The organism is Sulfitobacter sp. 15WGC (assembly GCF_005068605.1).
GTDB classification, from domain to species: Bacteria; Pseudomonadota; Alphaproteobacteria; order Rhodobacterales; family Rhodobacteraceae; genus Sulfitobacter; species Sulfitobacter faviae.
Genome location: NZ_SZNL01000019.1, coordinates 15,910 through 32,148 on the forward strand (window position 1 = coordinate 15,910; position 16,239 = coordinate 32,148).

Annotated in this window: 17 protein-coding genes and 1 pseudogene; 12 read left to right on the forward strand and 6 right to left on the reverse strand. The window is 58.2% G+C overall.

Features of this window, described 5'->3' with window-relative positions; genetic code table 11:
* Window positions 1-119 precede the first annotated feature (119 nt).
* The 3 genes from FCK22_RS14755 (at window position 120) to FCK22_RS14765 (ending at window position 1,637) form a co-directional block, all read left to right on the forward strand.
* Window positions 120-566 (forward strand): DUF411 domain-containing protein, encoded by a 447-nt coding sequence (locus FCK22_RS14755; protein WP_043847208.1) that lies wholly within the window; start codon window positions 120-122, stop codon window positions 564-566.
* A 97-nt stretch (window positions 567-663) separates the two neighbouring features.
* On the forward strand, window positions 664-1,206 hold the full coding sequence (locus FCK22_RS14760; protein WP_050672448.1) for a hypothetical protein: 543 nt from the start codon (window positions 664-666) through the stop codon (window positions 1,204-1,206).
* 119 nt (window positions 1,207-1,325) lie between these two features.
* Window positions 1,326-1,637 (forward strand): DUF2933 domain-containing protein, encoded by a 312-nt coding sequence (locus FCK22_RS14765; protein ID WP_037953520.1) that lies wholly within the window; start codon window positions 1,326-1,328, stop codon window positions 1,635-1,637.
* Between the two features lie 280 nt (window positions 1,638-1,917).
* Here FCK22_RS14765 and ccmI read toward each other — a convergent pair whose 3' ends face one another.
* The 4 genes and pseudogenes from ccmI to FCK22_RS14785 form a co-directional block, all read right to left on the reverse strand.
* Window positions 1,918-3,075, reverse strand: coding sequence for a c-type cytochrome biogenesis protein CcmI (gene ccmI / locus FCK22_RS14770; protein ID WP_043847209.1), 1,158 nt, complete (start codon window positions 3,073-3,075; stop codon window positions 1,918-1,920).
* Complete coding sequence (locus FCK22_RS14775; RefSeq protein ID WP_009824475.1) at window positions 3,072-3,542, reverse strand: cytochrome c-type biogenesis protein; 471 nt, start codon at window positions 3,540-3,542, stop codon at window positions 3,072-3,074. Before FCK22_RS14775 ends, ccmI begins: the two co-directional genes overlap by 4 nt.
* A complete protein-coding gene (locus tag FCK22_RS14780; protein ID WP_009824474.1) occupies window positions 3,539-4,105 on the reverse strand; it encodes a DsbE family thiol:disulfide interchange protein in 567 nt (188 codons plus the stop codon). The genes FCK22_RS14775 and FCK22_RS14780 overlap by 4 nt, the downstream gene beginning before the upstream one ends.
* 2 nt (window positions 4,106-4,107) lie before the next feature.
* A pseudogene (locus FCK22_RS14785) lies at window positions 4,108-6,107 on the reverse strand (heme lyase CcmF/NrfE family subunit).
* 196 nt (window positions 6,108-6,303) lie between these two features.
* On the opposite strand from FCK22_RS14785, the gene FCK22_RS14790 reads away from it, so the two are divergent.
* The 8 genes from FCK22_RS14790 to FCK22_RS14820 all read left to right on the forward strand — a co-directional run bounded on the left by FCK22_RS14790 (window position 6,304) and on the right by FCK22_RS14820 (window position 13,757).
* Window positions 6,304-6,849: a calcium-binding protein gene (locus FCK22_RS14790; protein WP_043847211.1), complete on the forward strand. Its 546-nt coding sequence runs from the start codon at window positions 6,304-6,306 to the stop codon at window positions 6,847-6,849.
* A gap of 39 nt (window positions 6,850-6,888) precedes the next feature.
* The gene (locus FCK22_RS14795) at window positions 6,889-7,356 is read left to right on the forward strand and encodes a rhodanese-like domain-containing protein (RefSeq protein ID WP_043847215.1); all 468 of its coding nucleotides are present in this window, start codon (window positions 6,889-6,891) and stop codon (window positions 7,354-7,356) included.
* A 1-nt stretch (window position 7,357) separates the two neighbouring features.
* Window positions 7,358-8,809 (forward strand): multicopper oxidase domain-containing protein, encoded by a 1,452-nt coding sequence (locus tag FCK22_RS14800; protein ID WP_043847217.1) that lies wholly within the window; start codon window positions 7,358-7,360, stop codon window positions 8,807-8,809.
* A gap of 70 nt (window positions 8,810-8,879) precedes the next feature.
* A complete protein-coding gene (locus FCK22_RS18975) occupies window positions 8,880-9,023 on the forward strand; it encodes a hypothetical protein (RefSeq protein WP_009824469.1) in 144 nt (47 codons plus the stop codon).
* Window positions 9,013-9,687 carry a TVP38/TMEM64 family protein gene (locus FCK22_RS14805; protein WP_043847219.1) on the forward strand — a complete coding sequence of 225 codons (675 nt, stop codon included), beginning with the start codon at window positions 9,013-9,015 and terminating at the stop codon, window positions 9,685-9,687. The genes FCK22_RS18975 and FCK22_RS14805 overlap by 11 nt, the downstream gene beginning before the upstream one ends.
* Before the next feature lie 87 nt (window positions 9,688-9,774).
* Window positions 9,775-10,332: a ubiquinol-cytochrome c reductase iron-sulfur subunit gene (gene petA, locus FCK22_RS14810; RefSeq protein ID WP_009824465.1), complete on the forward strand. Its 558-nt coding sequence runs from the start codon at window positions 9,775-9,777 to the stop codon at window positions 10,330-10,332.
* Window positions 10,333-10,453: 121 nt separating this feature from the next.
* Complete coding sequence (locus tag FCK22_RS14815; protein WP_043847221.1) at window positions 10,454-12,799, forward strand: heavy metal translocating P-type ATPase; 2,346 nt, start codon at window positions 10,454-10,456, stop codon at window positions 12,797-12,799.
* Between the two features lie 85 nt (window positions 12,800-12,884).
* Complete coding sequence (locus tag FCK22_RS14820; RefSeq protein WP_231886349.1) at window positions 12,885-13,757, forward strand: cation diffusion facilitator family transporter; 873 nt, start codon at window positions 12,885-12,887, stop codon at window positions 13,755-13,757.
* Between the two features lie 117 nt (window positions 13,758-13,874).
* Here FCK22_RS14820 and FCK22_RS14825 read toward each other — a convergent pair whose 3' ends face one another.
* Window positions 13,875-14,441 carry a Crp/Fnr family transcriptional regulator gene (locus tag FCK22_RS14825; RefSeq protein WP_009824462.1) on the reverse strand — a complete coding sequence of 189 codons (567 nt, stop codon included), beginning with the start codon at window positions 14,439-14,441 and terminating at the stop codon, window positions 13,875-13,877.
* Window positions 14,442-14,654: 213 nt separating this feature from the next.
* Here FCK22_RS14825 and FCK22_RS14830 point away from each other — a divergent pair, with 213 nt between their 5' ends.
* Complete coding sequence (locus tag FCK22_RS14830) at window positions 14,655-15,038, forward strand: hypothetical protein (RefSeq protein WP_009824461.1); 384 nt, start codon at window positions 14,655-14,657, stop codon at window positions 15,036-15,038.
* Window positions 15,039-15,107: 69 nt separating this feature from the next.
* On the opposite strand, the gene lgt is transcribed toward FCK22_RS14830, so the two are convergent.
* The gene (gene lgt, locus FCK22_RS14835; protein ID WP_050672452.1) at window positions 15,108-16,037 is read right to left on the reverse strand and encodes a prolipoprotein diacylglyceryl transferase; all 930 of its coding nucleotides are present in this window, start codon (window positions 16,035-16,037) and stop codon (window positions 15,108-15,110) included.
* Window positions 16,038-16,239: the final 202 nt, after the last annotated feature.

The window sequence follows — 16,239 nt, forward strand, 5'->3', positions numbered from 1 at the left end:
AACATAGTCATTTTCACCAAGGGACGCCCATCCCGTGTTTGTAGCCAAATGTAACAGCGCGGGCAGTCGACTTCGGGATACCGAGCAACTATTTAAGGAAGAACAACGAGGAGTTTTAAGTGAACCGACGTGAATTTGGCCTTACGGCACTCAGCCTGGCCTTGGCCGGGCCTGCTTTGTCGCAAACCGCCGCACCCACGTTGCAGGTGACAAAGACACCGACCTGCGGCTGCTGCGGCGCTTGGGTAAATGAGATGATCGCTGCCGGTTTCAAGGCATCGGTCGAGGACGTGGATTACGACACGCTTCAGGTTCTGAAGCAGAAACACGGCATCGCGCCGGAACTGGCAGGATGTCACACTACGTCCGTGGGCGGATATTTCGTCGAGGGTCACGTGCCTGCGGCTGACATCGGGCGGTTGCTGAGCGAAAAACCTGTCGCGCGCGGACTGACAGCACCGGGAATGCCCATGGGTTCGCCCGGCATGGGCCCCCAAGGTGATCCCTATGATGTGCTGCTTGTACTGATGGATGGGTCGACGCAAGTCTTCGCAACCCACGGCTGACGTGTTTGCCCGCGATACGTTCCGACAAAGTTTTTCGCCGACCTTACCATTCGGCAGATTTTGTTGGAACGTATCCGTTCTGAGCTTGGCAAGCATATTGCCGTTCCTGCTTGTCTACATCCTCGCAACGCCTGGTTTTGCGACGCTGCTGCTGACGAATGGGACCGCGCTCTCGCGCTTCCTCCGGCAGGTCTTTACCAATGGGTTTGTGGTCGTTTTCCTCGTGAATTACTTGGGGTTCGTTTCCGCATCGGTCGCGCTGAAGCAGTACCAGCATCGGCCGATTGTTTACCTGGTTTTAGATGGCCTGCTGCGGAGTGTCGCATTCATTGGGGTTCACATTGCCGTCTATGTGATGTCGGCCGATCTGTTCGGCTCGTTCAACGGCAGCCGTGCAACAGCTTTGAGCGTGGTCGGACCAACGCTCGAGCGGTCGTTCATGTTTGGGAACATCTCGGGCGTATATCTCTATGCCCTGGCGCCCGGCACCTTCATCGCGCTTCTGGTGGTTCTGACAGAACCTTCTGGCGAGGCATCGAAGCCTACCATGTTCAGGACAATGAGCATGGCCTTGCTGTTCAGCCTGACCCCGATCCCCCTCGTCACATTCCTGTCCTATGCGTTGGATCTGGCAACCTGACGGGCCAACTTGGTCAACGACCCGCAGGCTGTCATCTGATCAAATTGTATCCGAATGTACCCTTGACCTTGCCTCACTGGAATGTCGCAGAAGAACACGAGCATATTCTGGAGAGCTACATGTCTGACAATCAAAGTCAAAAATCCACCGGTTCATCGAAACTGATGCAGTATGGTATGATGGCCTGTTGTGCCGTTATGTTGTTTCCAGTCGCCGCATTCTTTATTGCAGGCGGCACGATCGCGGGTCTGTGGGGCAACGTCGGCCTTTTTGCGCCGCTCGCACTTTGTCTTGGTGCGCATGTCGTCATGCACAGGATGATGGGAAAGTCGTGTCACGGGTCAAGAGTTGAACAGGCGAACGAGGCGACTGTGGATGCAGAATTTGAAGATGGCCAAGCTCCCGAACGAGAACTGGTACGCGCCCGCTAGAACGCGGCTGACAATCGGAATTCCGATTGCAGGTATTCTGGCCCTCGGCGGTTGTGCCCAGTCGGCCTCGGGCAAGCTTTGCCCACTTGAGCCCCCTTCCGTGACACGGGATGCGGCACACGACGTCATGCTTCCCGTAGGATGTCGCTTGGTCGGTCAGTCTGAAGGTACTACCCACGAAATAGTCTGTGACGACGGCCGGACCGGATGGGCTTTCGATTAAGCGCCAAACCTTGATCCTGCCTCACATTCACCTGCACAGCGACGGTCGCCCACGCCACTACGGGCGCAACCGTTCCAACGCGCTTTGCACGGCTTGACGGCGCGGGTCATCTCCCGGCACCTCCGACAACAGGATTTCAGCGTGTTCAAACGCCGCGATTGCCGGCGCGGTATCACCCAGAACCGAATAGGCATTGCCAAGCCGCATCCATCCATCAAGATCGTCAGGCTCATCTTCCAGCCGCGTGGCCAGCCGTTCGACCATCGAGCGGATGAAATCCTGTCGTTCCTCCACACTCATGTCCTGCGCGTTTTCGATGTCTTCCTGTGTCGGGCCGGACGCACTGGTCTTCGGGGCATAGTCGGCCAGCGAGATCGGAGCCTTGCCGATCTTCGCGCCAATCCGGTTGGCTTCGCCAACAAAGCTTTCCATCCACGGGAAAAACCTATCCGCATCGTCCAGCCGGGCCACCAGCGTTTCGTGAGCCCGAGCCTCATCGCCCTTCTGCTCGAGCGAGACTGCCTTGAAAAAGGCAGCACCGGGATTGGAAGGATCCAGTTCGTACGCCCGATCAATCGCGGTGTCCGCTTCAGGTGTCACCACACCTTGCTCTGCGTAGATCAGAACCTCGGCCAACATGGAGAAGACGGCGGAATCGGCCTCCGGTCGTTGTGCGACAACTCTATATGCATCGGCTGCATCCGCATACCGGCCCATTTTCGAATAGGTTTGCCCCAGCAGCATCCAGCCTTCCGAAGGCCCGCCTTCGGGGTCTGAACTGAGCCGGACGTACAGACGATCTGTCAATTCGGCGATTTCCGCCGCTTCCTGCCGTTCAGTGGCACGTTCGGCAAAGGCGACACCTGGGATCTCTGGCGAGCCCATTGCGGAGTAATATCCAAAAGCGAAGACCGGCACGAACACTGCGCTCAGAACGACCATCAAGCGGCCCCCTGCCGCCGGTTTCCCATCTGACAGAACGGACCGGCGCGACTGCACGAGGATCCGTCTCTTGATCTCCTGCTCCGCCGCCGTGGCCTCGGTGTCGGAAATGACACCGCGCTCAAGATCCCGCCGAACCTCATCCAACTGATCCATGAGGACCGCATCCGTGGCGTCAGCCGGGACGGGTGTCCGCGACGACCGATGGCGCAGCGGCAGGCCCATGAAAAGCAGACCTACAACGGATAACAGGGCGAAAACCAACCAGATCATGAACCGTCCTTTGAAGCGTTCTCTTCAATGAAACGCGCAATTTCCGCTTTTTCGTCATCGGAAAATCCCGTTGCGGCAGCCCTGCGCCGGCTTCTCGAAATGACGGTCCAGCCGACAAGCAGCGAAACAAGCGCAAACACGAAGGGCGCCATCCAGAGCGCGAGAGTGGCGCGATTCAGGGGCGGGCGCATCAGGACATAATCGCCATACCGGGCGTGGATGTACGCGATGACCTCCTTGTCGCTGTCACCGGCAACAAGCCTTTCGCGCACCAGTATGCGCAGGTCCCGCGCAACCCCGGCGTTGGAGCTGTCGATGTCCTGATTCTGGCAGACAACGCAGCGCAGTTCCCGTGATATTTCACGGGCGCGTTGCTCCAGTACAGGATCCTGCAACATCTCGTCTGGCTCGACCGCCAAGGCCGTCACCGGAAGCAGCAGGAGGAAAGCAAATGCGATATACCTCATCCGTTCTGGCCCCTTGCTAACGCGCCAGCCTGGATCAATGCTTCCCTGAATGTGGAAATCGCCGTTTCGCCCACGACGGGGCCGACATATCTGAACAACACCGTCCCGTCAGAGCCGACAATGAATGTTTCAGGTACGCCCGAAAGGCCCCATTCAATCCCCACTCTGCCGCTCAGATCAGACCCGATCCTTTCGTAGGGATTGCCAAGCTCAGCAAGCCATTTAGTCGCATCCTCCGGCTTGTCCTTGTAATTGATCCCGAACAACGTCAGCCCGTCCTTTTCGACCATCTGGGTCAGAACCCCGTGTTCGGCCCGGCAGGGCACGCACCACGAGGCAAACACGTTCACGATGACCGGTCGCGGGTTCCCGACCAGATCGGCGCGGGAAAGCCCTGGCGTCTCCAACCCGTCGACAGCGGCCAGATCGAATTCGGGTGCCGGCTGCGAGATCAGAACCGAAGGAATGTTGTTCGGGTCCCGGTCCGGGTTCAAGCCCCACAGAAAAAACCCCCCGAAAATGGCCGCGATTGCCAGCGGAATGAATGCCAGTATACGTCCCATGCCTACTCCGCAGGAAGTGCTGCGGGCGCTGTCGCCTTGCGACGGGGTGCCCCGACGCGCAACCGCCGGTCAGACAGCGAAAGACCCCCACCAAGCACAAGCATCGCCGATCCGATCCAGATAAAGTTGACCAGAGGTTCATACAGGATGCGCAGGGTCCAAGCCCCTTGCGTGCTCTCGTCCTCGGCGGCCGGATTTGCGATGGACGCATAGAGATCACCGGCCATTGTCGATCTGATGGCGCTCTCTGTGGTGGTGGTTTGCGCGACCGGATAGGTACGCCGCTCCGGGAAGAGATCGGTGACATAGTTCCCCTCCCGGGCCACACGAAGCGTGCCACGATCCGCGAAGTAATTTGGCCCACGCACACGTTCGGCCCCCTCAAAGGTGACATCGAACCCACCAATGCTGACCTCTGTACCGGGCCGGACAAAGATGATTTCCTCGGATTTCCAGACCGTCGAGCCGATAAATCCGAACATCGCCATCGCGAGCCCCGCATGAGCCAGTGTCATCCCATGAGAGGATCTGGGCAGGTTGCGTGCACGGCGCACCGATTCCGGGAACGGTGCCTCAAACAGCTTTATGCGCATCGCCCATTCCCGCAGGGTTGAGAAAAACAGCCAGAATGCAAGCATCAGCGACAGATACCCCAACACCGGACCGCCCTCGGCGAGATACCAGGTCACCAATGTCGCGAGCACGGCCAGAACGACCACGAAACGCAACCGCTGCAGAACGCCCGCCAGATCGGCACGTTTCCAGGACAGGTAAGGCCCCAGCCCCATCGCAAAGACGAGCGGCAGCATCACGGGAATAAAGGACGCATTGAAGAAGGGCGGCCCCACCGACAGTTTTTCACCGCCCGTCGCGGCTTCGTAGAAGAGCGGGTACAAGGTGCCGAACAGCACAATGCCGGTGGCCGTGGCCAGCAGCAGGTTGTTCACCAATAGCCCCGCTTCCCGGCTGATCGGCTTAAACAGGCCGCCGGGCTCCATTGTCGCGCGCGCCAGGCAAACAGAGCAAGGGAACCGCCGATCGAAACGGCCAGCAATCCAAGGATATAAAGTCCCCTTTCCGGGTCGACCGCGAATGCATGCACAGAGGTCAGCAGGCCCGATCGGACAATGAACGTGCCCAAGAGCGATAGGGAAAAAGTCAGGATCGCCAGAAGGATTGTCCAGCTTTTGAACGCATCCCGTTTCTCCGTCACGATTGCGGAATGCAGCAGTGCCGTGCCCATCAGCCATGGCATGAAACTGACGTTCTCAACGGGATCCCAGAACCACCAGCCGCCCCAGCCAAGCTCATAATAGGCCCACCAGGATCCCAGCGCGATGCCTGCGGTCAGGCTCATCCAGGCAGCCAGCGTCCACGGACGTACCCACCGTGCCCAGGCCGCGTCCACCCGCCCTTCGATCAGGGCGGCAACCGCGAACGAAAAGACAATCGAGAACCCGACATACCCGAAGTAGAGAAGCGGCGGGTGCATGGCGAGACCGACATCCTGCAATAATGGGTTGAGGTCCTGACCGTCGTCTGCCGGAGGGAAAACGCGGTCGAAGGGATTGGACGTCAGCAGCATGAAAGTCAGGAAACCGACACTGATCCAGGCCTGCACCGACAGCGTTCTTGCCTTCAGCGACAGAGGAATGTTCGATCCGAAGAGGGCGACCGCCGCACCAAACACCGTCAGGATAAGGGTCCACAGCAACAGGGATCCTTCGTGACTGCCCCAGGTGCCTGCCACCTTGAACAGCATCGGTTTGAGTGAATTGGAATTCTCCACCACGTTCTTGACCGTGAAGTCGCTTGTGACGAAGGCTTGCATCAGCGCCAGAAACGCGATGCCGACAAAGAAAACCTGACCGAACGAGGACCATCTGGCAGACTGCATCCACAGGATGTTTCCGCGCCCCGCACCGAGGATGGGCAGCACACTTTGAACAAGCGCCATGGCCAAGGCCAGTGCCAGCGCGAAATGACCGATTTCAGGTGTCAAAGGATCATCAGCCTCTTCAATGAATTCACTGGATCGACGTCTGTCTAGCAAATCGTCCGGCGAACTGTGAGTGGTTGCTTTGTCACCGTTTGTAACAGGATGCTGTGACAAATGATTACAAAACGGCCCGCGCTTGGCCTTTAATCAAAGCGCTATAACGCCAATGTATCTAGGGTAAGTCTGAAAGGAATGAGAAATGAAAAAACAAGAAATTATTGCGCTTGGCGTGGTGATCGCGGTTGGCATGGCGCAAACAGCATTTGCGGAATCCGACGGGGCTGCCGACAGCAAGCCTGACAGCGGGAATATGTCCGGCATGGCGATGGGCGATGGCGACAATCAGATGGGCATGATGGGCGGGGACATGATGCCGATGATGCGAAAAATGATGAAGATGCATGCCGCTATGATGGGTGGCCAGGGCAACATGATGGGAATGATGGATCGGGACATGATGTCGACAATGATGTCCGGTGGACAGCCTCATGAAATGGCCGCGCAGATGTCCGAAAAAATGCGGGAGTTCGATGCGAATTCCGATGGAGCGTTGACACTTGACGAGTTCGAAGCCTTGCATATGGACGCAATGCGCGCGCGCATGGTAGATCGCTTTCAGCATCTCGATGCGGACGGTAACGGCCAGATCTCTCAGGACGAGATGGAAGATGCCGGTACACGGATGAGCAAAATGAACGGTACTTCCACCGGAACGGACATGGAAGGTCATCATGACAGCGAATAAGGGTCAAGCCTGCGGCACTCAGCTTGATGGGGGCAAATTATGGCCTTCTTTCTGACGCGCCGCGGCGCAAGCCTTGCGATGTTGGCCAGTTCCGTTGCACCTTTCTCGGCTGTCGCCCAGACCGCCGAGGTCTGGTCGGCGGACATGGCAGCAGATGCGCTGCAACAGGACCTGATCCGGATGATCGACGTTCGGTCGCGACCGGAATGGACCGACACCGGCGTTGCCGACGGTACCTGGCCCATCAGCCTGCATGAGGACCGTTTCGCCGAGCGGCTTTTTGCCGCCCGGGAACGGGCCGAAGGGCGGCCTGTCGCGCTCATCTGTGCGACAGGCGGGCGGTCTGGCCGCGTCATGCGAAGTCTTCGGCAGGCTGGCTACAGCGGCTTTCTTGACGTATCCGAAGGCATGCTCGGTTCTGCCGCCGGACCGGGCTGGATCGCGGGCGGTTATCCGGTCGTCAGTGTCGATATGGCTCTGGCGGCGCTGCCAGAGGAATTGAGTTGAAGTGAAACTGTTGAACCGTCGAGAACTGTTGGGCCATGCCGCAGGCTTTGGGGCTGCATTTGCCCTGCCATCGGCTGCATTCGCGGCATCGGACAAGAGGCTCGCGTATCCTCCCCTTCTCGATGCGACGACATCCCGGCTTTTTCAGCTGGAAGCCCGCACGGGCGAGACCCGTTTTGACGACGGTGCCGCCAGCGAAACGTTCGGCTACAACCAGGGATACCTTGGCCCGACGATCCGGGTGCAGGCCGGGGTCGAGACACGGGCAGAGGTGCACAACACGCTTGGCGAGCCGATGTCGGCGCATTGGCACGGGTTGGTTGTTGCCGGTGAGTTCGATGGCGGACCACATCAGGCCATCGCACCGGGAGACACCTGGAAGCCGGTGCTGGACCTTGACCAGCCCCCGGCAACGGCCTGGTATCACAGCCACATTCACGGCGCGACGGCACGGCAGGTCATGCTGGGGCTGGCGGGTGTTCTGCAGGTGACGGATGACGCGGATGACGCCCGTGGATTGCCATCCGCCTACGGGGTCGATGATCTGACCCTTGTATTGCAGGACCGTCAGTTCAACTGGCGCGGACGCCTGAAATACGATCCCGGCATGCACCAGTCCATGAACGGGTTTCAGGGCGACACAATGGTTGTGAACGGTCAAATCGGCGCGTCGGCAGCGGTTCCGAAGGGGATCGTGCGGTGCCGTGTCGTCAACGGCTCGAATGCGCGGGTTTACCGCCTGTCCATGTCTGACAGCCGGTCGCTTCATCTCATCGCGACAGATGCCGGATTTCTGGATCGACCGATTGCGCTGAACCGCCTGACCCTTGCACCAGGAGAGCGCGCAGAAGTGCTTGTGGATTTCACAAGCGGGCGGGACAGTGTTTTGAAGTCCGACGATATCATTAATTCGGCCATGGGCGGAATGATGGGCGGCGGCGGTTCCGGCAGTCCATTCACCGTGCTGCCTTTCGCTGTCGACACAACCCTTCCGGTTCGCATCGACGCCCTGCCCGGCTCTCTGGACGGGCAGTTGCCTGATCTTGCGGTCAAGGACGCGCCAGTCCGACGTCTGTCACTGGATATGTCGATGGGCATGGGGATGATGTTCTCGCGGTCCGGTAACCGATTTTCGATCAACGGCGCGTCATACGATTCGGGAACGCTCAATTTTTCCACCAAACTCAACAGCATCGAGCGTTGGATTGTGCGTGGGGCCATGATGATGCACCCGTTCCATGTTCACGGCGTCCGGTTTCAGGTCCTGTCGGAAAACGGTACGGCACCGCGTGCAGAGAACAGGGGTTGGAAGGATACGGTACTGGTGGATGGTGAAGTGGAGCTTGCGATGAAATTCGAAAAACCTGCCTCAGCGGCTGCGCCCTACATGTATCACTGCCACATTCTGGAACACGAAGACGGCGGCATGATGGGGCAATTCAGTGTTGCTTAGCGCAGAAATCCCTTTACCCTCCGCTGACAGGAACCTTTAGGGGAATCCTATTCCTCGATAGAGGTTTGAGATGAAAACCGAATTGCACATCAAGCGGCTGACCCTCGCCGGCGGGCTGTTGATCGTCATCTCTGCGCCTATGCATTTCATCTTGCCCGAGCAAAGGCCAATTGTCTTCGCAGCTCTCTTTCTTTTGGTGCTCCATGCCGCTTAGCAAACCGCGCCTGCATCGGGTTGGGCTATGGTTGGTGGTTGCGCTTGGCGTACTTTTGATAGCCATATGGGCAATGGGATATGGCCCGGCGATAGCCCGCGAGACTATCGAGGTCTGGATAGAGCGGGCCGGCGCTTTGGGACCGTTGCTCATCATCGTGCTCATGATGGTTTCGATCGTGGCAAGCCCCATTCCAAGTGCACCGGTCGCACTGGTGGCAGGCGCGGCGTATGGTCATGTTGCCGGAGCTGTCTATGTCGCCATCGGGTCGGAACTGGGTGCACTCGTGGCATTCATCATCGCCCGCTATATCGGGCGCGACCACGTTGAGCGCTGGCTTGGGGATAAGGCCGGTTTCGGGTTATTGGGCTCTCAAAATCTGTTGATGTTGACGGTGTTCGCGTCTCGCCTCTTGCCCTTCATCTCGTTTGACGCAATGAGCTACGCTGCCGGTCTCAGCCGCCTGCGCCTTTGGCGGTTCCTGATCGCAACTCTGGCAGGCATTCTTCCAGCCAGTTTCCTGCTCGCGCATTTCGGAGCAGAGGCCATGTCGGGAGATTTCGGCACTGCTGAGTGGATCATCATCGGTCTTGGATTGATGACTGCCGCACCGTTGCTGGTCGCAGCGCTCTGGCGAACAAATCGGTCAACCAACGCTTCCTAAGTCTGAGTATGTCAGCAAAAATGAAAACCGTGATTGCCTACTTTACCATTGACCTTCCCCCACAGGAAGCTGCGACCGTGAATCGCTATGGATACACAAACACCACAACTCCGCCGGGATTTCCTGTACTACGCCACCGCCGGAACGGGCGCGGTTGCCGTAGGGGCTGCGGTCTGGCCATTGCTCAATCAGATGAACCCATCCGCCGATGTCCGCGCGCTGTCCCAGATCCGCGTCGATATCTCCGGTGTGGAACCCGGAACGCAATTGACTGTCAGTTTTCTCGGCAAGCCGGTGTTCATCCGGCACAGGACCGACGCGGAAATCGCGCAGGCCCGTTCGGAAGATGTGCTTTCCCTTCCTGATACCGTCGCCAGAAATCCCAACATATCCGGAGATGACCTGGCCACCGATGCAAACAGGGCAGTGGCGGGAAATGAGAATTTCTTGGTCATGATAGGCGTTTGCACGCATCTGGGATGTGTACCACTTGGTGACGGAGCCGGCGATTTTGGTGGTTGGTTCTGTCCCTGTCATGGCTCCCATTATGATACAGCAGGACGCATTCGAAAGGGTCCGGCACCGGAGAACCTGCATATTCCCACGATGTCCGTTTCGGAAGACATGATACTGACCCTGGGCTGACAGGAGCTTCGCGCATCGCGAAGGCCCATAAAATTCATACGCAGCGTTGTCGGAAGAGTCTTGACCCTCCAGTAACTGGAAGGGTTATGTGTTCAATTGTCTTGAAAACGGGAATTAGAAGATGGCCACGGACCAAGAACATCATCACGACATGACGCGCACCTCGACCGCATCAGACCCAGATACAGCGACCGACCCGGTGTGCGGCATGACCGTCGAGATAGACGAAGACACGCGCAGTGCCGAGTATGATGGAGAGGTCTTTCATTTCTGCTCGGAAAACTGCGAAACCAAGTTTGGCAAAGACCCATTTTACTATGCGTCGGGAAACGCCCAAAAGACACCAGCACATGGCGAGGCCGGTACGCAATGGACCTGCCCGATGCATCCGCAAATCCTGAAGGATGAGCCCGGGTCCTGTCCGATCTGCGGCATGGCGCTTGAACCGATGCTTCCATCGGACGAGCCGTCAGAAGAGTTGTCCGATTTCACAACACGCATGTGGATCAGCGCGGCAGCCGCCGTTCCGCTGGTTATCCTGACGATGGGTGAACTGGTCGGCCTACCTGTGCGGGAATGGATCGGACATCAGACGGCCGTCTACATCGAATTCGTCCTCGCAACCCCGATCATTCTCTGGGCGGCTCTTCCCTTCTTCAAAAGGGGGTGGGAATCGATCAGGAATATATCGCCGAACATGTGGACCCTGATCGCGCTTGGCGTCGGGGCTGCCTATATCTATTCGCTTGCCGCAACATTCCTGCCCGGCATTTTCCCCGAAGCGTATCGAAACGGCCAAAGCGTCGGGACATATTACGAAGCTGCGGTTGTGATCGTTGCGCTGATCTTTGTCGGTCAGGTGCTCGAGTTGCGCGCCCGCGAACGGACGGGTGATGCCATCCGTGCATTGCTCGATCTCGCACCAAAAACGGCGCGGCGGATCCTGCCGGACGGGACGGAATATGACGCACCTCTCGAACACATTGTTGAGGGTGACAGGTTGCGGGTACGCCCCGGCGACAGCATACCCGTCGATGCCGAGGTCCTCGAAGGGCATTCATCTATCGACGAAAGTATGATCACCGGAGAGCCGTTGCCGGTCGAGAAAACACAAGGCGACCGGGTCACAGGCGGCACGATCAACAAGAACGGCACATTGGCGATCCGGGCCACACAGGTCGGTGCGGACACGGTCCTGTCCCAGATCGTGGACATGGTGGCAGGTGCAAAGCGGTCGCGCGCGCCGATTCAGGGTCTGGCGGACCGGGTATCGTCCGTCTTTGTTCCGACGGTTGTCGTCATTGCGATCATATCCTTCGTTGTCTGGCTGTTCTTAGGGCCCGATCCCGCGCTCGCCTTCGCTGTTACTGCAGCCGTATCCGTTCTTATCATTGCTTGCCCCTGTGCCTTGGGCCTTGCGACGCCCATTTCGATCACAACGGCGGCGGGCCGCGGGGCACAGGCTGGCGTTCTGATCAAAGACGCCGAAGCACTGGAACGCATGGCGCGTGTCGATACCGTCATCGTTGACAAGACCGGAACACTCACCGAAGGGCGCCCCAAGCTGACAGACGTGGTGCCCACGGGGGACAAGGCTGAAAATGACCTGCTGACAATGGCTGCGGCCCTCGAACGGGGCTCCGAACATCCGCTGGCCGAAGCAATAGTCGAGGGTGCGCTGGCACGGGGGCTGACGCTTCCGAACGCAACGGAATTCGAAGCCGTGACTGGCAAGGGCGTGAAAGGCATGGTCGATGGCCAGGTCGTGGCACTTGGGAATCCCGCCATGATGGCAGAGATCAACGTTGACGCTTCGATTGCGGAATTTGCTGCGGACGACCTTCGTGAATCTGGAAAGACAGCAATGCTTGTGGCGATAGATGGCACTTTTGCCGGCATTGTCGCTGTTGCCGATCCCATCAAGGAGTCCACGGCAGACGCCATCGATGACCTTCATCGCCTCGGTCTCAGGGTCATAATGGCAACCGGTGACAATCAGAAAACCGCCGAAGCCGTCGCCGCAAAGCTGGGTATTGATGAAGTCCACGCAGGCGTCTTGCCCGAAGACAAGAAGGCATTGGTGGACTCCCTCAGACAAGAAGGGGCCCGGATCGCCATGGCAGGAGACGGCGTGAACGATGCCCCTGCCCTGGCGGCGGCTGATGTGGGCATTGCGATGGGCACCGGTGCCGACGTTGCCGTGGAAAGCGCAGGCATCACCCTTCTGGGTGGTGATCTTGTCGGCATCGTGCGTGCGCGCCGATTGGCAAAGGCAACGGTGCGAAACATCAAGCAGAACCTGTTTTTTGCCTTCGCCTACAATACCGCAGGTGTGCCCATCGCGGCTGGTATTCTCTACCCGTTTTTCGGCCTTCTTCTGTCGCCGATGATCGCCGCCGCCGCGATGAGCCTGTCTTCGGTCTCCGTCATTAGCAATGCACTGCGGCTGCGACGGGTACGGCTTTAGTCGCAAACTAAGGAGATAGATGATGGCAGGCGGACATCAGGGGCATATGCCGTCCGGCGGCAAGGGGCTGGCGATATCAGCCTAGTTGACCGGCATCTATTTTGTGATTGAACTGGCGATTGGCCTATGGACAGGGTCAATCGCGGTCATCTCCGACGCGTTCCATACCTTTTCGGCCGTGGGCGGTGTGCTGGTCGCCATTGTCGCGGCGCGTATGGCGTTGCGTCCGGCGGATGAAGAGCGGAGCTTTGGCTGGGCGCGCGCCGAAATCATCGTCGCCCTTGTGAATGGCGGCTTCTTGCTGGCCATGGCGGTTGTTGTCATCGCGATGGCTGCCATGCGCATGTCTGCGCCAATTGATCTTCCAACGGGTCCGATGCTGATTGCGGCTGCCGGGGGGCTCTTTACGGAGTTCATTTCGCTTGCGCTGATCTGGAAGCAAAGCAAGGAAGATCTGAACACGAAGGGAGCGTTCTGGCATATCATCCAGACCTTTGTTGGCAGTCTGTTGATCATCGTGACCGCCCTCGCAATCGAATTCACCGGGTTTCTGCTGATCGACCCGCTGCTTGGCATGGCGTTCGGGTTTGTCCTGCTATGGGCGAGCTGGGGATTGCTGAAAGAAGCGGCGCATCTTTTGATGGAAGGCACGCCTCCCGAAGTGAGTCTGCCTGAAATCAAACGTACCCTTGAAGAACTGCACGAGGTTTCCGATGTTCACCATATTCATGCCTGGGCGCTGACAAGTGGCAAGCATGTCTTCTCCGCGCATCTGCGTGTCACAGAGCAAGCAGATCAAGAAGAGGTCCTGCAAACCGCCTACGACATGCTGCGTAAGGACTTCGGGTTCTTTTTCGCAACCCTGCAGATCGAAACACGGTGCTTCGACGAAAGCGGCGCTGAGGCAATCGACCTTTCAGCGGCGAGCAGTAAGACAGGGCATAACGGCGATCTTTGAAAACAGGTCATCGTCGCGGGCAGCAATTCTCATTGTTATCGGGCAAGCGAAATACCCGCCAAGCTTTGCTACCGCACCTTTTGTTATCTCGAACCGGGCATGGTCCGGCTGATCCATTCAGGGGCGCAAATGATACGTTCCCCGGGTCGGATTTGCGATCCGGCCATCATTCACAAGCTTTCGCAAGGCCCGATAGGTGGCCTCGTGCGAAAGGTGCAGCGCGCTGGCAAAATCGACAACGGAGCTTTCAAGCAGGCCCGCCACCATACCGGCATAGACCCGTTCTTCTGCGCGGCGGATGCCTACGATCTCAAGCGCCTGACGTTGCGCTTGTATCTGCTGTGCCGCTTGCCGCGCATAGGCGCGTGCAAAATCCGGATCTGCAAAGGCAGACAAGACCGCCGCTTTGTCGATCTGTACAAACGCCCCAGCCTCCGCCACGACCGCATCGCAGTGGTATCTATCCGAAAACACCGATGCTTCGGCAAGGCTCATCCCGGGCTCGGCACGGTAGATGATAAATCGTTCGCCATCCGGGCCGACACGCTCAAGATGAACGCGCCCGCACTTAACAACATAAAGGCCGCAGGTCCGCGCGCCCTGACGAAAGACCGTATCCCCTGCGGCCCTCGTCAGCGGACGCAAGGCGGAGGGCGGTATGAGATTATAGGGTTCAGGCATCATATGATCCAAATCATCATTTCAGGGTCCGATCAGGTACTAGGCTGAATCCGAATACACTCAGGAAAGGCTGGTCCATGCGACTGATACCCGTTCTCTTCGCTGTCTTGCTTGCGACACCCGTTACGCCGCAACAAATGCATTCATCCATGGGTCACGCGTCCGACGCCCCAGGAAACCGGCCAGTCCGCCTTCGCCGCATTGGCCGAAATAGTTGTGCTGCTCCAGGCCGATCCCGAAACCGATTGGGGCGCCGTCAATATCGACAAACTGAGGGACCATCTGGTCGATATGGACCTTTTGACACGAAAGGCAGAGGTCACCCGCATTCTGCGGCCCGACGGGGCACGGTTCGAAGTGCGTGGCAGCCCGCGTGTCCTGTCGGCCATCAACACAATGGTTCCCGCCCATGCACCGTTCCTTGCCGGTGAAACAGGCTGGAGTGTTGCGTCAGAAGAAATGGAGGATGGTGTCGCACTGATCGTGGGTGGCGATGGTGAACAAATACAGGGCCTTGGTTTCTTTGGTCTGATGACAATCGGTGTACATCATCAAGAGCACCATCTGATGATTGCGAAAGGACGCAAGCCGCATCATTGAGCACGCGCCCAAGGCTCATATGCGGACCCAGGCCGCAATGGTCACTTCGCCAACACTACGCTCGGATATTCACAAAGAATCTGATGTCGACACCAGATCCGCAGAATTAACCGTCACACGCCTGCGGGACCATACGATCAGGGCCGCGCCAAGGATAATCATCGGCAACGACAGCAGTTGGCCCATTGTCAGCCCATAGCCCGCCCAATGAACCGCATGTCCAATCGGGTTGTCCTGCGTGACGAACTGCATATCAGGCTGCCGGAAGAACTCGACAAGGAACCTTGCGCTTCCGTATCCCGCCAGGAACAGGCCAGTAAGGCTTCCGGGAAAGCGCAGCCAACCGCGTTTCCAGGCCAGAAAGATCAGGACCGAGCCAAGCAGGATACCCTCCAGAAGAGCCTCATAAAGCTGGGACGGATGGCGGCCACACAGGCCCACGACGCCCGCACAGGACTGGGCCGCCTCGCCGGGGAATGCCACCGCCCAGGGCACATCGGTCGGACGGCCCCAAAGCTCGTTATTGGTGAAGTTGGCCAGCCGACCGAGGAAAAGACCCGGTGGTGTTGCAACAGCGAGCAGATCCGCCGTTGATAGAACGGGTGCGCCGTTGCGATAGCAAAAAAGCAAGGTGGCCACGACCACGCCGAAAAAGCCGCCATGAAATGACATACCACCCTGCCAGACCATGAAGATTTCGACGGGGTTCTGAAAATAGTACTGAGGTTGATAGAAAAGCACGAACCCCAGCCTGCCCCCCACGATCACGCCCAGAATGATCCATGTCAGCAGGTCTTCCAGTTGCTTGGGTTGCAGCGGCGGCGCCCCGGCCCCCCAGACTGACGAAGAGCGGACCAATGCGACACAGATGCGCCAGCCGATAAGGAGGCCAACAATATAGGCCAGCGCATACCAACGCAGGGCAAAGCGGAACGATCCGATATCAACGGCAAAAATCTCTGTTCCGATGTCAGGAAATTGGATAATCGAAGTCAGCATTCTTTGTTACCTTTGCCTGTTTCACACAAAGCCACATTTTGTTTCCCGCAACGGACGTTGGCGCGTTCAACCCTGTTGTCCCCAGCCCAAAGCGCTGTGGTGAATGTGCCATCCTTGCGTGCGGGAGTCGGTTCCGTTGAACCAGAGATGACGCACATCGGCACCCGCGTCCATGTGTTCAGGCGCTTGTATCCCATGAGTT